20 protein-coding genes and 2 pseudogenes are annotated in these 21,294 nt (G+C 58.9%); 7 read left to right on the top strand and 15 right to left on the bottom strand.

Going from position 1 to position 21,294, the window contains the following annotated elements; translation table 11 throughout:
- Positions 1–105: 105 nt before the first annotated feature.
- Together QRN31_RS18970 and QRN31_RS18965 are read left to right on the top strand one after the other, a co-directional pair.
- Positions 106–1,530 (top strand): MFS transporter, encoded by a 1,425-nt coding sequence (locus tag QRN31_RS18970; RefSeq protein ID WP_285433749.1) that lies wholly within the window; start codon positions 106–108, stop codon positions 1,528–1,530.
- Positions 1,531–1,684: 154 nt separating this feature from the next.
- On the top strand, positions 1,685–2,242 hold the full coding sequence (locus QRN31_RS18965) for a hypothetical protein (RefSeq protein WP_285433748.1): 558 nt from the start codon (positions 1,685–1,687) through the stop codon (positions 2,240–2,242).
- A 60-nt stretch (positions 2,243–2,302) separates the two neighbouring features.
- Here QRN31_RS18965 and QRN31_RS31660 read toward each other — a convergent pair.
- From QRN31_RS31660 to QRN31_RS18955, 3 genes and pseudogenes are all read right to left on the bottom strand, one after another.
- Positions 2,303–2,722, bottom strand: a pseudogene (locus tag QRN31_RS31660) (methyl-accepting chemotaxis protein); the annotation flags it as partial.
- A gap of 123 nt (positions 2,723–2,845) precedes the next feature.
- Positions 2,846–3,517: pseudogene (locus tag QRN31_RS31655) on the bottom strand (PAS domain-containing protein); the annotation flags it as partial.
- A gap of 464 nt (positions 3,518–3,981) precedes the next feature.
- On the bottom strand, positions 3,982–4,878 hold the full coding sequence (locus tag QRN31_RS18955; RefSeq protein WP_285433746.1) for a LysR family transcriptional regulator: 897 nt from the start codon (positions 4,876–4,878) through the stop codon (positions 3,982–3,984).
- A gap of 99 nt (positions 4,879–4,977) precedes the next feature.
- Here QRN31_RS18955 and gstA point away from each other — a divergent pair, with 99 nt between their 5' ends.
- Positions 4,978–5,580 (top strand): glutathione transferase GstA, encoded by a 603-nt coding sequence (gstA, locus tag QRN31_RS18950; RefSeq protein ID WP_285433744.1) that lies wholly within the window; start codon positions 4,978–4,980, stop codon positions 5,578–5,580.
- A 128-nt stretch (positions 5,581–5,708) separates the two neighbouring features.
- Here the strand turns inward: gstA and QRN31_RS18945 are convergent, their stop codons facing one another.
- The 4 genes from QRN31_RS18945 to QRN31_RS18930 all read right to left on the bottom strand — a co-directional run bounded on the left by QRN31_RS18945 (position 5,709) and on the right by QRN31_RS18930 (position 9,253).
- Positions 5,709–6,722, bottom strand: a complete 1,014-nt coding sequence (locus QRN31_RS18945) for an ABC transporter substrate-binding protein (RefSeq protein ID WP_285433743.1) — start codon at positions 6,720–6,722, stop codon at positions 5,709–5,711.
- On the bottom strand, positions 6,719–7,261 hold the full coding sequence (locus QRN31_RS18940; protein ID WP_285433742.1) for a sigma-70 family RNA polymerase sigma factor: 543 nt from the start codon (positions 7,259–7,261) through the stop codon (positions 6,719–6,721). Before QRN31_RS18940 ends, QRN31_RS18945 begins: the two co-directional genes overlap by 4 nt.
- Before the next feature lie 115 nt (positions 7,262–7,376).
- Positions 7,377–8,168 (bottom strand): phosphate/phosphite/phosphonate ABC transporter substrate-binding protein, encoded by a 792-nt coding sequence (locus QRN31_RS18935; protein ID WP_285433740.1) that lies wholly within the window; start codon positions 8,166–8,168, stop codon positions 7,377–7,379.
- A gap of 143 nt (positions 8,169–8,311) precedes the next feature.
- Positions 8,312–9,253, bottom strand: a complete 942-nt coding sequence (locus tag QRN31_RS18930; RefSeq protein ID WP_285433739.1) for a fatty acid desaturase — start codon at positions 9,251–9,253, stop codon at positions 8,312–8,314.
- Between the two features lie 398 nt (positions 9,254–9,651).
- Between QRN31_RS18930 and QRN31_RS18925 the strand changes: the two genes are divergently transcribed.
- Positions 9,652–10,068, top strand: a complete 417-nt coding sequence (locus QRN31_RS18925; RefSeq protein WP_285433738.1) for a GNAT family N-acetyltransferase — start codon at positions 9,652–9,654, stop codon at positions 10,066–10,068.
- Positions 10,069–10,205: 137 nt separating this feature from the next.
- Here the strand turns inward: QRN31_RS18925 and def are convergent, their stop codons facing one another.
- From def to QRN31_RS18910, 3 genes are all read right to left on the bottom strand, one after another.
- Positions 10,206–10,745, bottom strand: a complete 540-nt coding sequence (gene def / locus QRN31_RS18920) for a peptide deformylase (protein WP_285433736.1) — start codon at positions 10,743–10,745, stop codon at positions 10,206–10,208.
- Positions 10,742–11,698, bottom strand: a complete 957-nt coding sequence (locus QRN31_RS18915; protein WP_222588131.1) for a YihY/virulence factor BrkB family protein — start codon at positions 11,696–11,698, stop codon at positions 10,742–10,744. Before QRN31_RS18915 ends, def begins: the two co-directional genes overlap by 4 nt.
- Positions 11,699–11,869: 171 nt before the next feature.
- A complete protein-coding gene (locus tag QRN31_RS18910; protein ID WP_285433735.1) occupies positions 11,870–12,061 on the bottom strand; it encodes a CsbD family protein in 192 nt (63 codons plus the stop codon).
- 200 nt (positions 12,062–12,261) lie between these two features.
- On the opposite strand from QRN31_RS18910, the gene QRN31_RS18905 reads away from it, so the two are divergent.
- Positions 12,262–12,639 (top strand): hypothetical protein, encoded by a 378-nt coding sequence (locus QRN31_RS18905; protein ID WP_027923866.1) that lies wholly within the window; start codon positions 12,262–12,264, stop codon positions 12,637–12,639.
- 77 nt (positions 12,640–12,716) lie between these two features.
- Here the strand turns inward: QRN31_RS18905 and fadD1 are convergent, their stop codons facing one another.
- Together fadD1 and fadD2 are read right to left on the bottom strand one after the other, a co-directional pair.
- On the bottom strand, positions 12,717–14,420 hold the full coding sequence (gene fadD1, locus QRN31_RS18900; protein WP_285433733.1) for a long-chain-fatty-acid--CoA ligase FadD1: 1,704 nt from the start codon (positions 14,418–14,420) through the stop codon (positions 12,717–12,719).
- Positions 14,421–14,791: 371 nt separating this feature from the next.
- Positions 14,792–16,480 carry a long-chain-fatty-acid--CoA ligase FadD2 gene (fadD2, locus tag QRN31_RS18895; protein ID WP_285433731.1) on the bottom strand — a complete coding sequence of 563 codons (1,689 nt, stop codon included), beginning with the start codon at positions 16,478–16,480 and terminating at the stop codon, positions 14,792–14,794.
- A gap of 243 nt (positions 16,481–16,723) precedes the next feature.
- Here fadD2 and QRN31_RS18890 point away from each other — a divergent pair, with 243 nt between their 5' ends.
- Together QRN31_RS18890 and QRN31_RS18885 are read left to right on the top strand one after the other, a co-directional pair.
- The gene (locus QRN31_RS18890; RefSeq protein WP_285433729.1) at positions 16,724–17,668 is read left to right on the top strand and encodes an alpha/beta hydrolase; all 945 of its coding nucleotides are present in this window, start codon (positions 16,724–16,726) and stop codon (positions 17,666–17,668) included.
- Between the two features lie 42 nt (positions 17,669–17,710).
- The gene (locus QRN31_RS18885) at positions 17,711–18,181 is read left to right on the top strand and encodes a MaoC family dehydratase (RefSeq protein ID WP_208669565.1); all 471 of its coding nucleotides are present in this window, start codon (positions 17,711–17,713) and stop codon (positions 18,179–18,181) included.
- A 43-nt stretch (positions 18,182–18,224) separates the two neighbouring features.
- Here the strand turns inward: QRN31_RS18885 and QRN31_RS18880 are convergent, their stop codons facing one another.
- From QRN31_RS18880 to QRN31_RS18870, 3 genes are read right to left on the bottom strand one after another with little or no spacing between them, the layout of a single operon-like run.
- On the bottom strand, positions 18,225–19,088 hold the full coding sequence (locus QRN31_RS18880) for an efflux RND transporter periplasmic adaptor subunit (protein WP_285433727.1): 864 nt from the start codon (positions 19,086–19,088) through the stop codon (positions 18,225–18,227).
- Positions 19,089–19,098: 10 nt separating this feature from the next.
- A complete protein-coding gene (locus tag QRN31_RS18875; RefSeq protein WP_008151119.1) occupies positions 19,099–19,305 on the bottom strand; it encodes a DUF1656 domain-containing protein in 207 nt (68 codons plus the stop codon).
- Positions 19,292–21,280 carry an FUSC family protein gene (locus QRN31_RS18870; RefSeq protein ID WP_285433724.1) on the bottom strand — a complete coding sequence of 663 codons (1,989 nt, stop codon included), beginning with the start codon at positions 21,278–21,280 and terminating at the stop codon, positions 19,292–19,294. Before QRN31_RS18870 ends, QRN31_RS18875 begins: the two co-directional genes overlap by 14 nt.
- Positions 21,281–21,294 lie beyond the last annotated feature (14 nt).

The following is a 21,294-nucleotide window of genomic DNA, read 5'->3' as shown; positions in this document are numbered from 1 at the left end:
CCGCTGCAATAACCAGGCGAATCTCGGTGCAAAGCCGCCGAGATTCACAACCATTGATTCCGATAGCAGGCTAAGCTTCTCCATCAATAAGAAATGGACAAGCCCATGACTGCGCCTACCCCAGCCGTCGCTCAAACAGACGGCATCGACCCCGTTCGCGCCGCGCAGATTTCTGCCCGCATCGACCGGCTTCCCGCCGTCGCAACCCTCTGGCGCCTGGTGGCGCTGCTTTCGATCGGTGGTTTTTTTGAACTCTACGACCTGTTCCAGACGGCCTATATCAGCCCGGGCCTGATCCGCGACGGCATCTTCGCCACCGGCAGTCAGGGCGTGTTCGGTTTCTCCGACCAGGCAGCATTCGCCTCGGCAACCTTTCTCGGACTGTTCCTTGGCGCGAGCTTGCTGAGCCCACTGGCCGACCGTTTCGGACGCCGCGCGATCTTCACCTTTGCGCTGATCTGGTACACCGTCGCGACGGTGGCAATGGGCGTTCAGAGTTCGGCGCTGGGCATTATCTGCATGCGGTTTCTGGTGGGCATAGGGCTGGGTATCGAGCTGGTCACCATCGACGCCTACCTCTCGGAACTGGTGCCTAAACGCATGCGCAGTTCGGCATTTGCCTTCGCCTTTTTCGTGCAGTTTCTGTCGGTGCCGGCGGTGGCGTTGATGTCGTGGTGGCTGGTGCCGCAAGCGCCGTTCGGTGTGTCCGGCTGGCGCTGGGTGGTGTTGGCGAGTGCGGTGTTTGCGCTGTTCATCTGGTGGCTGCGTTCACGGTTGCCGGAATCGCCGCGCTGGCTGGCCCAGCATGGCCGGTTCGAGGAGGCCAGCGCGATTGTCGATGTCATCGAAGCGCGCTGCGTGAAAGATCAGGGCAAGCCGCTGGACGAGCCGGAACTGGCCGCCGTGGACATTCAAGGCCCTGGCCGTTTCGCCGACATCTGGCAGCCGCCCTATCGTCGTCGGGCGCTGATGCTGATTGTCTTCCATGTGTTCCAGGCCATCGGCTTCTTCGGCTTCGGCAACTGGCTGCCGGCGCTGCTTTCCGGTCAGGGCGTGAGTGTCACGCACAGCTTGATGTACGCCTTCATCATCACCCTCGCCTACCCGCTCGGGCCGCTGCTGTTTGTGAAGTTTGCCAACCGTTTCGAGAACAAGTGGCAGATCGTCGGTTCGGCACTGGGTGCAATGACCTTCGGTACGCTGTTTGCGATGCAGACCAGCGCCTTCGGCCTGATCTTTTGCGGAGTGATGATCACCTTCTGCAACGCCTGGCTGAGCTTCAGTTATCACTCTTATCAAAGTGAATTGTTCCCCACCAACATTCGCGCCCGTGCCGTGGGGTTCTGTTATTCGTTCAGCCGATTGTCGACGGTGTTCAGCAGTTTGCTGATCGGGATTTTCCTCGAACACTTCGGCACGCCGGGCGTGCTGGCGTTCATTGTCGCCAGCATGCTGATCGTGATGTTAACCATCGGCTGGTTTGGCCCGCGCACCCGCAACCTGGCGCTGGAAAACATCGCGCACCGCTGAGACGCCGGCGGTCGATGGCTGCCGCCCAGCGGCAAACGTTGACCGCCCTCCCCGTGCAACCTGTCCCTCCAGGCCCGGCAAACACGGGTCCGGGACAACGGCACGCTAATTGCTCGGGTCCTCAGGTCAGTCATTACCTGCAGGTTTATCCGTCATGTTTGTCAGTGCAAAACAAGCGCAGATTATTCCCCTGGCCAAGAAGCTCGGCAAAGACCCGGCAGCCGAAGTGGCGGCCGGGCTGCAGAGCGGCGTTCAGAACTCGATGTTTCAAGCCTTTCAAACCAATGGGCAGGCGCAGGTTCAGTCGTCCGCCACTGGACAGGCTACCCAGCAAGTCAGCGAGGCCAGCAAAATCAGCGACAACGTCAATGAAGCCTTCGCCAAAACCCGAGTCGCGCTGCAAGCCGCCGACTCTGCCAAGCTGCCAGCCAACGCTCAAGCCAAAGCCACTGACAGCACGGCCATGGCCGACTTCAAGGACTACATGAGCAAGACGCCGGAACAGCGTATGCACGACAGCATCCTGAAAGAGATGGGCATCACCGAAGAAGACCTCAAAGCCATGCCGCCAGAAAAACAACTGGCCGTTAGCAAAGAGATCGCCCAGCGTATGGAAGACAAGATGAAGCTGGCGTCGACCGCAAAAGCTGGCGACAGCAGCACTGCAAAAGACACGCCTCAGGTGGTCGACAAATTCCTTGCTTCACTTTGAAGACACAGGGACTTTTTGTAGGAGCCAGCCGTGCGGCTCCTACAAAGGCATTGCCGCGATTCAGGTGATCTGCAACGTCGAATTAAACTGACTGATCGCATCCACCACGTGCCGCGAGCCCTGCTGAATTTCTAGAATCACCTCGCCCGCCTCGTTTGCCAGTTCCACCCCCAGACCGGTTCGGCTCAAGCTCGATTGCATGCTCGTCACGGCGCTCATCGATAAATCGTGGTTCTTGCGCACCACGTCGACAATCTCCACCGTCGCCTGACTCGTGCGTGCCGCAAGGCTGCGAACTTCGTCGGCCACCACGGCAAACCCGCGTCCATGGTCGCCTGCCCGCGCGGCCTCGATGGCCGCATTAAGCGCCAGCAAGTTGGTCTGGTCGGCGATGCCGCGAATGGTCTGGACAATGGTGCCGATGATGTCCGACTGCTTGCTGACCGCATCGATGCTCTGCGCCGCTTCGTTCAGGTCCCGGGAAATGTCCTGGATGATCTGCACGGTTTGCTGCACCACCTGAGACCCCTTCTGCGCGCAAGCGTCGTTTTGCACCGAGGTGCTGTGGGCCGACTCCGCTGCGGTCTGCAGCGTCGTCACTTGCTCGGTGATGTCGCTGGCGAATTTCACCACTTTGTACAAACGGCCCTTGGCATCGAACAACGGGTTGTAAGAGGCCTCGAGGAACACCGTATGCCCGTGCTTGTCTTTGCGCTCGAAACGGTGCGAGTGATATTCGCCGCGATTGAGTGAAGCCCAGAACGCCTTGTACGCCTGCGACTCGGATTCGGCGCGGTGGCAGAACAGGCTGTGATGCTGGCCGATCACTTCGTTGAGCGAGTAATGCATCGTCTTCAGGAAGTTGTCGTTGGCGGTGATGACTTTGCCTTCCGGGGTGAATTCGATCACCGCCATGGAACGGCCAATCGCGGCGAGCATGCTTTCTTCTTCGTGTTCCTTGTAAACCCTGTCGGAAATATCCGTAGCGACTTTGATGACACTTTTAACCTGGCGGTCGGGACCGAACACCGGCATGTAACTGGCCTCAAGCCAAACTTCCTTGCCTTGCTTGTTCAGCCGTAAAAACGTGCCGCCGACGGGTTCGCCACGGGCCAGGTCCCGCCACAACTTCGCGTATTCCTCACTGCGGTAGAACGCTTCTTCACAAAAGATCCGGTGATGTTTGCCGCGAACTTCTTCGGCGCTGTAACCCATTGCGCGGCAAAAGTTGTCGTTGGCATCGAGCACGATGCCCTCCGGGGTGAACTCAATCATGGCCATCGAGCGGCTGACCGCCGCCAACTTGGCGTTGGCTTCGCTCAGTGCACAACTGAATCGTTGGATTTCCTGCAGGTCAGCCTTGTGATGTAGGTTAAACATGGTCGTATCACCTTCAGCGCGTTCTTTTGATTGATGAAAGTTCTTCGGTCTTTCAACGGATCTACCAAATTGTTTCTTGGTACAGGCACACGCGTTCCTCCACGGGAGGAAATGTCAGGTGATCAATGATGTTCAATCGGAGAGTCCATGCAGTAGCGCTCTCATCAAGACATCCTTCTCTTGATAGCCCGGAACCGGGCCAGCCCTAACGGTTTCATCAGCAATTCCCTTTAGCGCACAGCTCCTTGTTGTTCAGTGTGGTGCCGTGGGTTGCGCACGTTTGCAGTGTTATTGGCTATCGCCACCGACATAGTCGGTTACAAGTCAGCGTAGACAGCCGCTGCGAAGGCGCAAGGCCACTAGTCGGCCAGTATTGAGGACAAAATCGGTTCAGCCAGCATGTTCAGCAATGCCTGCACGGCGGCTGAAGGTTTACGGGTCGGCGCGACCACCAAGGCAAACTCGCGCTCTATACGCGGGTGGACTGGCATCACGCGCAGGCCTTGGCGATGAGCGGGCAACGTCAATTCGGGCACCAGCGTCACGCCGATGTTTTCCCGCACCAGCGTGAACGCGCTGCTCCACTCCCGGACCTCGACCCGAATGTCACGTAACTGCAAGCCGGCCTCTGCGGCCAGGCTGCGAGCGTTGGTTGAACAACCGCCCGTGGCTAATACAAAAGGTTCCTGAGCCAACTCCGCGAGGGTAATGCCGGCCTCATTCGAACGGCGCGCAAAAGGATGGCCGCCCGGCACGACGGCCATCCAGGCATCACGCCCCAAATGACTGGCGTTACGCTCTGGAGCAGGGTTCAACACCACGCCAACATCCACCAGACCGGTGTCGAGTAGTGTTTCGACTTCATCGTCGCTGACCTCAAGCGCCACCACCTCAATGCCGGGATAGAGCCGTTTGAACCGGCGTAACAGTGGCGGCAGAAACGTTGCCAGCACCATGGGGAAACTCGCCAGACGAATCGTGCCGCGCTGAATGCCTTTGGCGGCATCGACGCTGCTGCGAATATTTTCCAGGGCTCCAAGCATCGTTCGTGCGTGTTCGATCACAGGCAAGCCGATGGCCGTCGGCAACGTTTGGCGATTCTCCCGACTGAACAGTTGAACGCCCAATGTTTCTTCAATCAAGGCCAACGCCTGACTCGCCCCTGACTGGGTCATGCCAACGCGCTCGGCGGCCCGGGTGATGTTGCCGGTATCAGCCACCGCCACCACCATTCGCCAATGCATCAGATTCATCATGGCAGTAGCTTTCCTTATGGCTGTGTTCTGAAAGAGTAATTTTACCGAGGGCACCGCGCACTATGACACTGGCGTAAATCCCCAACCAGAGCCGTCCCGATGAAGTTGTATTACGCCCCCCAAGCCTGCTCGCTGGCGCCGCATATCGTGCTGCGTGAACTGGATCTGCCATTCGAATTGATCCGCGTTGATAACCGCACCAAAAAGACCGTTGAGGGCGATGACTTCCTCGCGATCAACCCGAAGGGATACGTCGCGGCGTTGCTGCTGGATAACGGCGACGTGCTGACCGAAGGCCCGGCGATCCTGCAATACCTGGCGGACCTGCGACCGGACGCGAACCTGGCGCCAGCGAACGGGACGTTCCAGCGGGTGCGGTTGCAAGAGTGCTTGAACTTCGTCTCGACAGAGATTCATGGCGGATTGGGCTGGCTGTTCAATTCGCAGTTTCCGGAGGCGGTAAAAGCGCTGATCAAAGAGAAGCTGTTCAAGCGATTGGCGGTGTTGAACGAAACGCTGGGGCGGCAAGAGTATTTGCTGACGGGCGGGTTCGGCATCGCCGATGCGTATCTATTTACGGTGCTGCGCTGGGCACCACTGTTTGCGATTGATTTGAATCAGTGGCCGGCGTTGGTGCGGTTTCAGGACAGAGTTGAGCAGCGGCCAGCAGTGAAAGCGGCGTTGGCTGCCGAGTTGGTGTAGACCGCGACATCGCCGCTTCCACAGGGGATCTGAGGCTTACACAAATTTTGTGCGCTCAGCAGATCCACTGTGGGAACGAGCCTGCTCGCGATGCAGTCGCTCATTCATCGCAAGAACATCAGGAAAAACTACAAACTCGCACTCACCTTGGTTGCCACTTCCCCCGGCACCCAGCCCTTCCAGATCTGCGGCTGATCCCGTAAAAACGCTTCGGCGACTTGACGTGGTTGCTGGCGTTTTTCGCTCATTTGTCCCAGCGTCTTGTTCAGCAAATCGATCGGAAAGTCGACTTTTTCGAAGAACGCCACCAAGTCCGGATACTGCGCCTTGAACGGTGCGGACACACCAATGGCCAAGCTCGCCGGCATGGAACGGGTGCCCTTGGGATTGGGGTTGTTGGCATCGGCCAGTGTCTTCCACGCTTCGGCGTCAAAGGCCGGTTCTTCGAGTTTCACCAGTTTGAAGCGCCCCAGCAGCGGCGTCGGCGACCAGTAGTAGAACAACACCGGTTTGCCGCGGCGAATCGATGACGCAACCTCCGCATCCAGCGCCGCGCCTGAGCCAGTTCGGAAGTTGACGTAACTGGCGGTCAGGTCATAGGCCTTGAGTTTCTGGCTGTTGACGATCTCCGAGGTCCAGCCGGTCGGGCTGTTGAGGAAGCGTCCGCGGCTTGGGTCTTCGGGATCGCGGAACACGTCCTTGTAGCGGGCCAGGTCGGCGACAGATTTCAATTCCGGCGCCAGGGGTTTGATGCCACGTTCCGCGTCGCCCTTGATCACGTATTCCGGCACCCACCAACCCTCGGTGGCCCCTTTTACCGTGTCTCCCAAACCAAACACTTTGCCCTCGGCGGACGCCTTGACCCACGCCGGACTGCGCCCCGCCCACTCTTCGCCGATCACCTGGATGTCGTTCTTGGCCAGCGCGGCTTCGAGGCTGACGGTGCTGCCCGGTAACGTGTCGGTCGGGTAGCCATAGCCTTTCTCGACGATCAGACGCAGGATTTCGGTGATCAGGCTGCCGCTTTCCCACGTGATATCGCCAAAGTGAATCGGCGCGGCTTTTTCCGTGGCCGACACGTGGGTAGCTACAAGGCTCAGCGCCAACAGCGAACTGCCGAGCAGGGTTTTGATCGATCTCATGCGGACCTCCAGGTCAGGGCATTCAAGGGTTGGTTGGCGCTGTGCCGGTCGCACAGTGCCTGAGTGCGGGTCATATAGACGCTGACCGAGCGCTGGGAAATGCCCAGTTCAGCGGCGATTTGCGGGTACGTCAGGCCGTCGACGCGTGACAACAGGAAGGTCGCCCTGACTTTGCCCGGCAAGCGTCCCAGCGTCTGGTCGAGGCCCTGCAATGCCTGGCTGAGTTGCGCCAGCTCCTCAGGCGATTTCACGGATGGGTAATCGTCGAGTTGCAACTGATCGAGGTGCTGGTGTTCCAGTTTCCGGCGGCGCCAGAGCTGATAGATCAAACGGCGGGCGATGGTGGTGAGCAAGGCTCGAGGTTCGCAAATCGGTGTCAGGCCTGGGGATTGCAGCAGTTGCACGAAGGTTTCTGCGGCGATGTCTTCGACGCTGGGGCTGGTGCCCAGATGCCGGCGCAAGTGTGCGCACAGCCAGGAATAATGGGCGCGGAACAATCTGTCGATGTGGTTGCGATGGGATACGTCGGTGCCGGACATAGAGGCTCCAAGGTTAGGGGTCGCTGAATGTCCGGTGATCCGGTGGCGCGATCCTAGCAAGGAGCCTTATTCTTTAATAATACTTAAAAAGCATTTTTATATTCTATTTGGAAATTTAACGTAATCGCCCGAATCCCAACGCTTCAGCTTCCCGCTGATAGTCGAGAACGATCTGATAGTCGCTTTCAGTGGCCGGCAGCACTTCTTGCAGCCCCAGGATCTCAACAACGTCAGGCAACTTCTTCAAAGCCTGATTCATCACCTGACGCAGCTGCTCCGCCTGCTCAAGCGTAACGCCCAAAGCCGTGATGTACGGCAAGGTCGGGCTGAACGCGCTTCGGGCAACGATGCGTAATCCGGCGACTTCTTGCGCGGCATGTCGCGCCAGATAGGCGAAGGTCACGCTGTCGATGGCCGCCAGGTCCGCCCGGTCTTCGCGCAACCAGCGCAGGCTCTCGCGGTGGCTACCGCTGATGGCGACACTGGAAAAGAATTGCCCGTCGCGATGCAGCGGCGCCAGGCGATGCCGCAACAGGTTCATGCCGCTGTTGGAGTCTTCGCCGTTGATCACGCCGCGACTGTCGCGCCAGTCGGACAACGTCCGCCGTGGGTCATCGGTGCGACTCAGCAGCAGGCTGCAATGGTTGCCGCCGGTGCTGTCGGGGAGTTCGTAACGCGGCCGACCAATGACCCGGACCTTGCCGCGCAACGCAGTCATCAGCGGATAACCGCAAGTCTGGGTCAGCAGCAATTGCGGCGACAACCAGAGGTCCATCAGCGACAGGCCTTCGGCATTGAGTCGGGTGACGCCCAACTGCTCGATGATCTGCGCCAGCCAGCGCTCGTTGGCCTGGAGGATCGGCTCGGGGGCGACGTACATCAATAGTTCAGCGATGTGTTGTGTCATCGAAATCTTCCCATACAACCATATTCCCCGGTGGGAGCGAGCCTGCTCGCGATAGCGGTGTTTCAGGCAACATCAATGTGAAAGGTACGCCCCCATCGCGAGCAGGCTCACTCCCACAGGGGTCAGATGTGGATCATGAAAAATCAGTGAAATGGGTGCCTCGGGCTATCGATGGCCCTCACTCCATGCTGTCGCCACAACTGTCCGTAACCCTGCAGCACAAATCCGCCGCTGCGCGCCTGCCATTGCTCACGACGTGCGCGGTAGGCCTTGGGCAAGTCGTACCAGGGCAACCCTGGCAAGTCGTGGTGCACCAGGTGCAAATTGAGGTTCAGGAACAGCCAGCGCCATGGCCAGGCGGCTTCATTGATGACCGTGCGTTGCTCGGGTTGCACATGCGGACGGTGTTCATAGTAGGAGCGAATCATGGCAATCGATAGCGCCGGGACACTGATCAGCAACAGGTAATGCCACACCGGTAGCACGCTGTAGCGCGCGATGAAGATCAGCATCAGCAACGTCAGTGCACCGTGGGTCAGCCACATGAGCCAGGCCTGTCGCTCAGCCTTTTTCAGCCGTTGCAGTTCTTCCCGCGCCAGCGTCAGCAAGGCCAGTGGCGCGCCCAGGAGAAAGCGCCCGAGCACGGTTTTGTTCAGCCAGTGCAGGCTTTGCTCAAAAAGCGAACTGCCCTGCCACCGCTCGGCCGTGAGGTAACGACTTTCCGGATCGCGACCGGGAATGGTCAAGTCTTCGTCGCGGTGATGCAGCAAATGGCTGTCGCGGTAAAGGGTGTAGGGATACCAGACGGCGAACGGCGCATAGCCGAGGACTTTATTGAGCAATGGCCAACGGGTCGGATGCCCGTGCAGCAATTCGTGCTGCACCGACAACCACAGCACCACCAGCGGAATCAGCAGCAATGTGCTGCACCACACCCCCAACCGTTCACTCGCCAAGACAAGGCTGAACCAGCCGCCATACACGCCGATCAGCAACAGCCAGGTCGGCCACTCGGTGCGAGCGGTCAGGCGCTGACGCAGGGTTTCGATTTCTTCTCGATGGGCAGTATCGAAGTAATGGGACATGGCGTTGCTCAGATCGGGGACCAGTCCCCTTCTGTGCAATGGCGTCGGGAAATCTTGCAGATTATTTTGAAAATCGTTCCCATGCTCTGCGTGGGAATGCCTCTAGAGACGCTCTGCGTCCAGTGACGCGGAGCGTCAAGGGCTGCGCTCCCACGCAAAAAGCGTGGGAACGATCAACGCGGAATCAATGGCCGAACACATCCACCTTCTTGGCCTTCTTGTCCGCGCGCTTTTCATCGGCGGTTTTCGCCGGTTTCTTCTTTGCTGCTTTTTTTGAATCCATGCCTTTGGCCATGATACGTACTCCACTCATACGGGATGTGAGATCAGGTATACACCTATCGCTGCGCTCGTGTTCTTTTATAATCGCCCGCTTTGCGCACCGACAGTCCACGACCATGCCCAACACCCAGTACACCTTGCTCGAGGAGCCTATGTGGCCCTTGATGAACAAATTTTATCGCGCCCACCAATCGTCGATGAAAGCCGTGCGCGACGCTCAACTGTGGGTCGCAAGACGCGACGGGATCATTGGCGCGCTGTGTTTGCGGCCGGTGTCGGAGGGGCATTGGCTGACGGGGCTGTTCGTCGATCCGGCGTGTCGCGGACAAGGGATCGCTGGCGCTTTGATGGCCGAGGCGGTCAAGGATATCGAAGGCCCGGTGTGGCTTTTTTGTCATCCTGATTTGCGCGGTTTTTATGAGCGTCATGGGTTCACCTTCGACCCAGTGTTGCCCTATTCGATGGCCGAACGTTTGAGCCGTTATGCGCGCAGTAAACCGATGATTGCCATGGGTATGGAACTGGCCAGATAACGCTCTAAAGCCATATGAAGATCAAATGTGGGAGTGAGCTTGCTCGCGAAGGGGTCAGAACAGTCGACATTGATATCGACTGACAGGCCGCCATCGCGAGCAAGCTCGCTCCCACAGTAGCTTGAGGTGTTTTCGAATCAGTCGTCTGCGTTAGGATCGAGGTCCGGAAACATCACTTCGGTAAACCCGAACTTGCTGAAATCACTGATGCGCGACGGGTACAGCCGACCGATCAGGTGATCGCATTCATGCTGCACCACCCGCGCATGGAATCCCTCGGCGATCCGCACAATCGGCTGGCCCTTGGGGTCAAAACCTTCGTAGCGAATCTGCTGATAACGATCCACCGCGCCGCGCAGGCCAGGCACTGACAGGCAACCTTCGAAGCCCTCTTCCATCACGGGGCTCAACGGTGTGATCAGCGGATTGATCAGGATGGTCTGCGGCACCGCGTCAGCGTCCGGGTAGCGTTCGCTGTGCTCGAACCCGAAGATCACCAGTTGCAGGTCGACGCCGATCTGCGGTGCGGCCAGGCCGACGCCGCCGACGCTTTCCATGGTCTGGAACATGTCGTCGATCAGTTGCCACAGCTCGGGGCTGTCGAACATTTCGGCCGGGACCCGCGGGGCAATGCGCAGCAGGCGTTCATCGCCCATTTTCAGGATTTCACGGATCATTTTATGACTTCATCAGGTTTGGGCTGGAGCGAGTGATCCCGAGCCAGTCCCGAAACGTGTTGTTTGGGTTCGTGATCGAGTTCGCCGGGGACTTTTTCGCCATCATTTTTGCCCTCGGTCGACATATGTTCGATCACTGCATTCATCTCCGCACCCAGCAACAGCACCGCCGCAGAAATGTAGAAGTACAGCAACAGCACGATGATCGCGCCGATACTGCCATACATGGCGTTGTAGTTGGCGAACTCCTTGACGTACAAACCAAAACCCACGGAGGCGCAGATCCACACCACCACCGCCAGCACCGAGCCCGGGGTGATAAAGCGGAACTCCTGTTTGACGTCAGGCATGACGTAATAGATCAGCGCCACCGCCACCATCAGCAGAACCACGACCACCGGCCAGCGTACGATGGTCCAGAGCGTCACGATGAAGTCTTCGAGACCGACTTGCGAAGCGATCCAGCCCATCACTTGCGGCCCGAGCACCATCAACGCGGCGGCGATCAGCAGCATGCCGGCGATGCCGACCGTGTAGATAATCGACAGCGGGATACGCTTCCACGCGGGCCGGCCTTCGACCACGTCATAGGCAGCGTTCATCGCGCTCATCATCAACCGCACACCGGCCGACGCCGTCCACAGCGCAATCACGATACCAATCGACAGCAAACCACCCTTGGACTGCTGCAACTGGTCGATGACCGGGTTCACCTGTTCCAGCGCCTGGGGCGGCAGGACCAGTTCCGATTGCAGGCGCAGCCAGGAAAAGAAGTCAGGCAAATGCAGGAAACCGATCAGGGCGATCAGAAAGAGGATGAAGGGAAACAGCGAGAACAGCATCTGATAGGCGAGCGCCGAGGCATAGGTCGACATCTCGTCGTCGATGAACTCAGTGACCGTGCGCACCATGACACGGTGCAGGCGCAGGCCTTTCATATGAGGGAAAAACATTAGCGTCTCCTTTCGCCGCAATATGGGTTGAAGTCGTGGCGACTCAGGGGCCGTTTTCTACATCAAATTAGCTTACTTGGCGTCTTTGAAACAATTTCCTTGTGCAAGTTCAGGGTGACACAAAAACGGCCATCCTTGGATGGCCGTTCGTGTTGCTCATCAAAGGCTGGATCAAGCCTCGTCGACGCTCTTTTTGATGGCGTCCTTGGCTTTACCGACCGCTTGCTGGGCCTCGCCTTTCTTTTCCTGAATCTTGCCTTCGACTTGCAGCTTGGTGTTGTCGGTCGCTTTGCCGACACCTTGCTTGACGTTGCCGACGGCTTCGTTGGCCATGCCTTTTACTTTATCGCCAGTGCTGCTCATGGTGTTTCTCCTGTGAACAATTCAATGAGAAAAGTCGTTACATAAGGATTGACCGGAGGCTTTTGCACGGAGTTTCATTTATTTTCGATCGTACATTTCATCGTTCAGCGCAGGTTAGGCTTTATGTTTGTCGACCAACCCCCGAGAATGCGCAACGTATTCAGGCCATGGCGCTGAAGATCCAATCCCGTAGGAATGTTATGAAACTCGATAAAAAGCAGGCCATTGCCCGCAGAAACCAGGAACTTGGTGGTGCTGTGCTTGGCGTCAACAACTGCCATTTCACTGAATTGAACCGCAATCGCAACATCTGGTGGTTCGATATCCCGGTCGCGCGGCTGGCCATTGGTCAGTACGAATGGGTTCACCTGCTGATGCACACGCCAGACACCGACGAACTGCTGCACCTGAAAGTGCCGACGGTGTTCCTTCGCGAAAAGCTTGAAGGCCTGGTGGTGCGCAATGAAGGCAAGCGCAAAGCCGCTTTGAGCCTGGAACTGAGCGCCGACAAGGACTCGTTCCTGCAAGACATGCGTCCGGCGGGCACCAACGTCAATTTCGCACCGTTCCGCCTGTAATTAAATCGTTCCCACGCTCTGCGTCGGAACGATCAGTCAGGCAATAAAAAGCCCCGCATCTGCGGGGCTTTTTTATTTTACGCGGCGCCGACTTTCTTCACGCCCAGCTTTTTCAGCTCTTCGTCGCGCAACTCGCGGCGCAGGATCTTGCCGACGTTGGTCGTCGGCAGCGCATCGCGGAACTCCACGGAACGCGGGACCTTATAGCCGGTCACGTTCGCACGCATGTGCTCCATCACCTGTTCCTTGGTCAATGTCACGCCTGGCTTGGCGACGACGAAAATCTTGATCGCCTCGCCCGACTTCTCGTCCGGCACACCGATGGCCGCGCATTGCAGCACGCCCGGCAGAGTCGCCAGCACATCTTCGAGCTCGTTCGGGTAAACGTTGAAACCGGAGACCAGGATCATGTCTTTCTTGCGATCGACGATGCGCATGTAGCCGTCAGGCTGGATCAGCGCGATGTCACCCGTCTTCAGCCAGCCTTCGCTGTCGAGGATTTCGTCGGTGGCGTCCTGACGTTGCCAGTAGCCTTTCATGACCTGCGGACCTTTCACGCACAGCTCGCCGATTTCGCCCATCGCCTGTTCAACGCCGGCATCATTGATGACTTTGCACAGGGTCGACGGCACCGGAATACCGATGGTGCCAATCTGGATGTGCTGGATCGGGTTGACCGTGGCCACCGGGCTGGTTTCGGTCATGCCGTAACCTTCGCAGATGCCGCAACCGGTGACCGCTTTCCAGCGCTCGGCCGCAGCCAGTTGCAGGGCCATGCCGCCGGACAGGGTGATTTTCAGTGCAGAGAAGTCCAGCTTGCGGAAGCCTTCGTTGTTGCACAGGGCCACAAACAACGTGTTGAGGCCGACGAAACCGCTGAATTTCCACTTCGACAGTTCCTTGACCATCGCCGGCAAGTCGCGCGGGTTGCTGATCAGGATGTTGTGGTTGCCGATCAGCATCATCGCCATGCAATGAAAGGTGAAGGCATAGATGTGGTACAGCGGCAGCGGCGTGATCAGGATCTCGCAGCCTTCGTTGAGGTTGGAGCCCATCAGCGCCTTGCACTGCAACATGTTCGCCACCAGGTTGCGGTGGGTGAGCATCGCGCCCTTGGCCACGCCGGTGGTGCCGCCGGTGTATTGCAGCACGGCAACGTCGCTGCTGGCCGGGTTGGCTTCAGCCACTGGCTGGCCGTGGCCCTTGCTCAGTACATGGTTGAACTTGACGGCCTTGGGCAAGTGATATGCCGGGACCATCTTCTTCACGTACTTGATGACGCTGTTGACCAGCAGGCGCTTGAGCGGTGGCAGCAAGTCGGCCACTTCGGTCACGATCACGTGCTTGACGCCGGTTTTGGGCACGACGATTTCAGCCAGGTGCGCCATGTTGGCCAGACAAACCAGGGCTTTGGCACCGGAATCTTTGAATTGGTGTTCCATTTCCCGCGCGGTGTACAGCGGGTTGGTGTTGACCACGATCAGCCCGGCGCGGATGGCACCGAACACAGCAACCGGGTACTGCAATACGTTGGGCAGTTGCACGGCGATTCGATCGCCCGGCTGCAAGTCGGTATGCTGTTGCAGGTAAGCGGCAAAAGCACCGGACAATTCATACAGCTCACCGTAGGTGATTGTCTTGCCCAGGTTGCTGAAAGCCGGCTTGTCAGCGAAGCGTTGGCAGGATCGTTTCAACACTGCCTGAATATTCGGATACTCGTCTGGATTGATTTCGGCAGCAATCCCAGCAGGGTACTTATCCTTCCAAAAGTCTTCGTTCATGGAAGCCCACTCCTCAGCAACGCGAATTCTTCACCGCATTTGATGCGATTATTATTGGTGTGTGTTTTTTATCGTGTCTTTTGTTGGTGAGTCTGGCTTTTTACTAGGCCGAGAAGTCACAAAGCGCGCCGAGAGTAGCAGCTTTGCCAAGGGTCGACTAGAGCCAAAAGCGGCCTCTACAGTCACTTTAATGACTCAAGAACAGCAAGCGGTCATTTTAGAGCAAAAATTCTATAGCGCCTTGAAAGTCCCGTAAAATGGGGCTTTAGTCCCTAAAAGCATCGCGGGCAAGCCCGCTCCCACAAGGTTCACTGCTGATCCTGTGGGAGCGGGCTTGCCCGCGATTTGCGCGAAGCGCAGCCATTCATCGATCAAGCGATATCGCGTAACTCCCGCCGCAGAATCTTGCCCACCGGCGTCATCGGCAACGACTCACGCAAGACAATGTGCTTGGGCACTTTGTACGCCGTGAAGTTTTCCTTGCAGTAGGCCTTCAGCTCTTCGAGGCTGACTCCCGATTCGCGGGCCACCACAAACAACTTCACCGCCTCCCCCGAACGCTCGTCCGGCACGCCGATCACCGCGCAGTTGGCGACCTTCGGGTGAGCCATGACCACGTCTTCGATCTCGTTCGGGTACACGTTGAAACCCGAGACGATGATCATGTCTTTCTTGCGATCGACGATGCGCACGAAACCGTCCGGGTCGATCACTGCAATGTCACCGGACTTGAACCAGCCCTCGGCATCCAGCACTTCGGCGGTGGCTTCGGGTTTGTTCCAATAACCCTTCATGACCTGCGGGCCTTTGATGCACAGCTCGCCGCGCTCGCCCAAGGCCTGCTCGACGCCGTCATCGTTGATCACTTTGAGCGTAGTGCCGGGCACTGGCAGGCCGACCGTGCCGATCCGCGACTTGTCGCCATACGGGTTGGTACACGCCACCGGCGAGGTTTCGGTCAGGCCGTAACCTTCGGTGATGCGGCAACCGGTGAGTTGTTCCCAGCGCTCAGCAGTGGCCTTGACCAATGCAGTGCCGCCGGAGTTGGTGAGTTTGAGGCTGGAGAAATCCAGGGTCTTGAAGTCTGGATGGTCCATCAGCGCAACGAACAGCGTGTTAAGCCCCAGCAGCGCCGAGAACCGCCAGTTCTTCAGCTCCTTGATGAAGGCGCCGATGTCCCGCGGATTGGTGATCAGCACGTTGTGGTTGCCGGTGACCATCATGCACATGCAGTTCGCCGTGAAAGCATAGATGTGGTACAGCGGCAGCGGCGCGATCATCACTTCCTGGCCTTCACGCAGCAGCGGCTGACCGTCGGTACCGAACTGCCCAAGACAGGCCCGCGCCTGCTGCATGTTCGCGACCAGGTTGCCGTGGCTCAGCATCGCGCCTTTGGCCAGACCCGTGGTGCCGCCTGTGTATTGCAGCACGGCAATGTCGTCGAGGCCGACTTTCAGCGGCTTGATGCCCAGGCCCCGGCCCAGACGCAACGCGCTCTTGAAAGAAATAGCCTGCGGCAATGAATACGCCGGGACCATCTTCTTGACCTTGCTCACCATCGTATTGACCAGCCAGCCCTTGGCGCCGGGCATCAGGTCGCCCATCTTCGCCTCGATCAGGTACTGGATGTCGGTGTCGGGCAGTACTTCCTCGACCTTCTTCCCGAACATGTTCAGGTACACCAGCGCCCGGGCACCGGAGTCCTTGAATTGATGGCGCATCTCCCGCGCGGTGTACAACGGGTTGGTGTTGACCACGATCAGCCCGGCACGCAAGGCGCCGAACACGGCAATCGGGTAATGCAGGACGTTGGGCATCTGCACCGCAATGCGATCCCCCGGCACCAGGTCGGTGTGGGCTTGCAGGTAGCCGGCGAACGCCAGGCTGTAGCGTTCCAGCTCGGCATAGGTCAGGGTCACGCCCATGCTGCTGAACGCGGGACGATCAGCGAATTTCTTGCAGGAACGCTCGAACACCTCAAGCACCGACTTGTAAACCCCAAGATCAATATCCAGGGGCACGCCGGCCGGGCGTTTGTCATTCCAGAAATCAGGTTGCATTGTTCTTGTCCTCTTTACCTGAACCTATCCGGGGCCGCGTTTCTGTCCTTGTTCAAAAACAAAAAGCGAAAGGCGGAGCTCCACGGACACTAGCAGCTATGGCGAATCAGGCAAATACGACAGAACCGTCATTGATCATGTGAATCTTCCAGCCGTGGCGTGGCCTGATCAGACGGCAAGCGCGGGATGCGCTATACAATGCAGCGACGCCCATGCCATGCAGCCCCATGCAAAGGAATCGCCATGATCCACGACACTTTCTGGTTGACCGCGAGTGACCGCAGCCGCCTCTTCGTCAACCAATGGCTGCCCGCCGCGCCTCTGAAAGCGGTGATTCTGCTGGCGCATGGCATGGCCGAGCACAGTGGACGCTACGCCCGTCTGGCGGAAAAATTCTGCGCTCAGGGTTATGGCGTCTACGCGCCGGACCTGCGCGGACATGGCAAAACTGCCGAAAACGGGACGCTCGGCCATTTCGCCGATGACGACGGCTGGTGCAAAGTCGTCGGCGACCTGGCCAGCCTCAACCAGCACATCGGCCAGCAGCACCCCGGCGTGCCGATCGTGCTGCTCGGTCACAGCATGGGCAGCTACATCGCCCAGGCTTATTTGCTGCACCACAGCGCCAGCCTGCATGGTGCGGTGCTCAGCGGCTCGAATTTCCAACCGGTGGCGCTGTATCGCGTGGCCCGCCAGATTGCCCGGCTCGAACGTTTGCGCCAAGGTCCGAAGGGTCGTAGCGCGCTGATCGAGTGGCTGTCGTTCGGCTCGTTCAACAAGAAATTCAAACCGGCGCGCACGCGTTTCGACTGGCTCAGCCGCGATCCGGCGCAGGTCGACCTGTACGCCAACGACCCGCTTTGCGGCTTTCGCTGCACCAATCAACTGTGGATCGATTTGCTCGGCGGCTTGCAGCAAATCAGCAAAGCGTCCAATCTCGCGCAGATCGATCCGGGCCTGCCGTTGCTGGTGATTGGTGGTGAATGTGATCCGGTCAGCGAAGGCAAACGTCTGAAAGACTTGGCCCACGCACTTCGCGAGGCTGGCAGCCGCAATCTGCAACTGACTATTTACCCTCAGGCCAGGCATGAATTGTTCAACGAGAGCAACAGCGATGAAGTGATCAACGACGTGTTGAACTGGATTGCGCAGACGCTGAGCCACCGCCGGCCGCCCAGATCGGAATAGTTTTTTTGTGAATTTATTTATTCGTGACAGGAATTGAAACAGATGACCCAGGTTACCAACACCCCTTACGAAGCCCTCGAAGTCGGCCAGACCGCCAGCTACAGCAAGACGGTCGAAGAGCGCGACATTCAGTTGTTCGCCGCCATGTCCGGCGATCACAATCCAGTGCACCTGGACGCCGAATTCGCCGCTGGCACCATGTTCAAGGAGCGCATCGCTCACGGCATGTTCAGTGGCGCGTTGATCAGCGCCGCCGTTGCCTGTGAATTGCCTGGGCCGGGGACGATTTACATCGGCCAGCAGATGAGCTTTCAGAAGCCGGTGAAGATCGGCGACACCTTGACGGTGCGTCTGGAAATCCTGGAAAAAATGCCGAAATTTCGTGTACGAATTGCCACTCGCGTGTTTAACCAGCGTGACGAATTAGTCGTCGATGGCGAGGCCGAGATCTTGGCGCCGCGCAAGCAGCAGACCGTGACCTTGCCGACCTTGCCGGCCATCAGCATCGGCTAAAGCGCCTGATCGTTCCCACGTCGAACCGTCCGCGTGGGAACGATCAGTGGTTACCTTCCTGCACCTGCACGCTCGCCGTCATCCCTGAACTCAAATTCATTTCCGGCGGCAGGTTGTCGATCTTGATCCGCACCGGAATCCGCTGCGCCAGCCTCACCCAGTTAAACGTCGGTTCCACCTCCGCCAACAACTGCCCGTCCGGCGTGGTGTTGCGGTCGGTGATCCCGCGACTGATGCTTTCCACGTGCCCGTCCAAGGCCTCCCCCGCGCTCATCAACCAGACCTTCACCGGATCGCCGACATGAATCCGTGGCAGCTTGGTTTCCTCGAAATAGGCCTGCACATAAAAGGTCGAATCATCGATCAAGGCCATCACCGATTGCCCGGCATTCACATAATTGCCTTCGGCCAGGCGCAGGTTGGTGATGTGCCCATTGCGCGGCGCATGGACCTGGCTGCGAGCCAGATTGAGTTCGGCGACTTTGGCCTCAGCCTGAGCCTCGCGCAGTTCGCCACGGGCGATGCCGGCATTGATCTGAGCGTTCTCGCGCAACTCGGCACTGATCGCTTGTGGTCCAAGACTCGCGCGGCGGCTAGCTTCGCGCTCGCGCAGATTGAGCTGCTGCTGGCGCGTCTGCACCACCGCCTGGGCTTTCTCCAGCGCCGCTTCGAAACGGTCGCGGTCGATGCTCAACAACAGATCGCCGGCCTTGACCTGCTGGTTATCGAACGCCTTGAGTTCACGCACCCATCCCGACACATCCGGGGCGATGACCACCACGTCGGCGCGGATCCGCGCATCCCGGGTCCAGGGCGTGAGCATGTAGTACTGCCACAAATGGAAACCGGCGAATATCGCCACCGCCACCAGGCACAGGGTTACCGCGACACGTACGGGGGTACGCATGTTCAACTCCTTATAAAGGTCCGAGGACGACGGTGATCAAGGTCAATACACAGACGTACAAGGCGCAATCGAATAGCGCTTCGTGCCAGATCCAGCGGCCCACCGGGGTCAGGCGCAACAGCATGCGCAAGGCCCCGGTGACCAGCAGCGCCAGCAATACATAAATCAGAAACGGACTGAGCAGCACCCCGCCCACCGACCACTCACGCAAGCCCATGGCTTTGCTCCTGTTGGCGGCACCAGGCGCGCCAGCTGCTTTGCAATTGCAGCACCGCGCCCTGCGCCAGTTTCACCGCGTCGCTGGGCGGCAACGCGTACAAAGTTTTCAAAAACTCTTCGCTCGGTTGTTCCAGCGCATCCGCGCAGTCGCCTGCGGGGCCTTGTGCCAGGACTTTTTCCAGCCGCTCGAGATAACGCTGCTGAGGCGCGCTGACCGGCACCTGCGCCACGGCCAGGCTCAAACGCAGATGGAGCAATTCATCGCCGATGTCCAAGCCAAGCAGACCATCGTCCCAGCGACTGCGCGCCGGTTCCGGCAACTCTGGATAATGCCGAGCCAGTTGCAGCAAGCGATCGGCCATGCGTCCGCCGAACCAGCTTTCGGCACCGCGCAGATTGCGCCGGGTCAGTCGGACCAAATCGTCGAGCGTCGCCGCCAACAAACGGCGCCCATGCCAGGTCGGGTTACGCAGGATCAGCAAATGAAACGCCAGCACCGCCGCGCCGACACCGACCACCATCGCCTGGGCGCTGTTGAAGAACGTGGCGACGTCGAACTTCATCGCATTCAGCGGCGACACCAAGACGATGAAGTGCAAGCAGAACGAGGTGGCCGTGGCGCCAATCTGTGGCTTGGCCATGCCCAGCGCACCGAGAAACAATGGCACGCCCATGCCCAGGCAGAGCAACGCAAACCCGCTCCATTGCGGCAGCAGAATCTGCCCGACGAAAAACGCCGCCGGTATCGCCAGAAAAATCCCGCGCATAAAGCTCATGCCGATCTGCGCGCCATTCTCACGACTGGCAAACAGGCTGCACACCACGCAGGTCAGTACCAGCGCACCCGCCGCAGCAGGCCAGGCGGTGGCGAGCCAGAAACACGAGACCACCAGAAATGCCAAGGCACTGCGTGCACCGAAAACCAAGGCCAATGACAGGTCGCGGTGTGGCGTCAGGGTGCGCGGCGGATCGACCGTTTCACGGCCCTCCTCCACCGCCCTCAATGCCGTCGTCGCGGCCATGGCGGTGTCGAGCAGCAGGGTGAAACGGGCCAGGCAATAACTCTGCGCGGAACTGATCCGCGGGTCATGGCAGGCGTCGAGCAACCTTGGCCGTAATGCTTGTAGCGTCGCGGTATCGGCGCTGTCGAGCGCGTCTTGAACCTCGGTCATCCAGGGGCGCAGTTGCTCGGCTTCGGGTGCGTCCAGTTGCTTCCATTGCCGACGCACCGAACGGGCGATGCGCAGCAACATCAACAATTTTTGACTCAAGCCACTGATCGCCCGTGCGCGCTGCCGACCCAGTCCACCTTCAAACCAGGCATGTTCGCGCTGGGCATCGACGGCGACAATGCGCCCGAGAATTTCCAGCAGGCCTTTGCGCGCCTGGGCGTCGCCGGCCAAGGTCGCACGCGCCGCATTCATCCCGCTGCGCCACGCCGCTCGCGCCTGATCCGCCAGTTGCCGTTCGACCCGCATCGGCCAGAGCAACGCACTGGCCGCCGTGGCGCAAAGAATGCCCAGACAGATTTCCGTGCAACGCGCCACCGCCTGGTCGAACACCGTCAACGGATGCGCAATGGCCGGCAGCGCGATGATCGCCACCGTGTAACCGGCCAGTACAAATGAATAGGACCAGGCACTGCGCAACAACGTCGAACTCGCTGTACAGAGCCCGAGCCACAACGCCAATGCCAGCAGAAAAAGCCACGGCGTCTGAGCAAACACGCTCATGAACACCACCGACATGATCGTCCCGATCAGCGTTCCCAACAGTCGCGCCAGTCCCTTTTGCACCACCATCCCGGACAATGGCTGGGCGACGATAAACGCCGTCATCAGCGCCCAGGCCGGTTGTTCCAGGCCCCATCGCAACGCCAGCCACAGCGCCAGACCGCCACCGAGCAGGGTTTTGATTGCGAATTGAAGGGCGCGGCGGTCAGGCGCAAACAAAGCCTGCAAAGTGATAGGCACGTAAAGCACTCTTG

This window comes from Pseudomonas sp. fls2-241-R2A-110, assembly GCF_030209165.1.
Taxonomy (GTDB): Bacteria; Pseudomonadota; Gammaproteobacteria; order Pseudomonadales; family Pseudomonadaceae; genus Aquipseudomonas.
This window is presented reverse-complemented; position numbering and strand designations above follow the sequence as displayed.

Excerpts from the sequence above, each read along its gene's own strand:
- QRN31_RS18970 (WP_285433749.1), top strand. The coding sequence starts at position 106 with ATGACTGCGCCTACCCCAGCCGTCGCTCAAACAGACGGCATCGACCCC.
- QRN31_RS18965 (WP_285433748.1), top strand. The coding sequence starts at position 1,685 with ATGTTTGTCAGTGCAAAACAAGCGCAGATTATTCCCCTGGCCAAGAAG.
- QRN31_RS18955 (WP_285433746.1), bottom strand. The coding sequence starts at position 4,878 with ATGATGAATCTGATGCATTGGCGAATGGTGGTGGCGGTGGCTGATACC.
- gstA (WP_285433744.1), top strand. The coding sequence starts at position 4,978 with ATGAAGTTGTATTACGCCCCCCAAGCCTGCTCGCTGGCGCCGCATATC.
- QRN31_RS18945 (WP_285433743.1), bottom strand. The coding sequence starts at position 6,722 with ATGAGATCGATCAAAACCCTGCTCGGCAGTTCGCTGTTGGCGCTGAGC.
- QRN31_RS18940 (WP_285433742.1), bottom strand. The coding sequence starts at position 7,261 with ATGTCCGGCACCGACGTATCCCATCGCAACCACATCGACAGATTGTTC.
- QRN31_RS18935 (WP_285433740.1), bottom strand. The coding sequence starts at position 8,168 with ATGACACAACACATCGCTGAACTATTGATGTACGTCGCCCCCGAGCCG.
- QRN31_RS18930 (WP_285433739.1), bottom strand. The coding sequence starts at position 9,253 with ATGTCCCATTACTTCGATACTGCCCATCGAGAAGAAATCGAAACCCTG.
- QRN31_RS18925 (WP_285433738.1), top strand. The coding sequence starts at position 9,652 with ATGCCCAACACCCAGTACACCTTGCTCGAGGAGCCTATGTGGCCCTTG.
- def (WP_285433736.1), bottom strand. The coding sequence starts at position 10,745 with ATGATCCGTGAAATCCTGAAAATGGGCGATGAACGCCTGCTGCGCATT.
- QRN31_RS18915 (WP_222588131.1), bottom strand. The coding sequence starts at position 11,698 with ATGTTTTTCCCTCATATGAAAGGCCTGCGCCTGCACCGTGTCATGGTG.
- QRN31_RS18910 (WP_285433735.1), bottom strand. The coding sequence starts at position 12,061 with ATGAGCAGCACTGGCGATAAAGTAAAAGGCATGGCCAACGAAGCCGTC.
- QRN31_RS18905 (WP_027923866.1), top strand. The coding sequence starts at position 12,262 with ATGAAACTCGATAAAAAGCAGGCCATTGCCCGCAGAAACCAGGAACTT.
- fadD1 (WP_285433733.1), bottom strand. The coding sequence starts at position 14,420 with ATGAACGAAGACTTTTGGAAGGATAAGTACCCTGCTGGGATTGCTGCC.
- fadD2 (WP_285433731.1), bottom strand. The coding sequence starts at position 16,480 with ATGCAACCTGATTTCTGGAATGACAAACGCCCGGCCGGCGTGCCCCTG.
- QRN31_RS18890 (WP_285433729.1), top strand. The coding sequence starts at position 16,724 with ATGATCCACGACACTTTCTGGTTGACCGCGAGTGACCGCAGCCGCCTC.
- QRN31_RS18885 (WP_208669565.1), top strand. The coding sequence starts at position 17,711 with ATGACCCAGGTTACCAACACCCCTTACGAAGCCCTCGAAGTCGGCCAG.
- QRN31_RS18880 (WP_285433727.1), bottom strand. The coding sequence starts at position 19,088 with ATGCGTACCCCCGTACGTGTCGCGGTAACCCTGTGCCTGGTGGCGGTG.
- QRN31_RS18875 (WP_008151119.1), bottom strand. The coding sequence starts at position 19,305 with ATGGGCTTGCGTGAGTGGTCGGTGGGCGGGGTGCTGCTCAGTCCGTTT.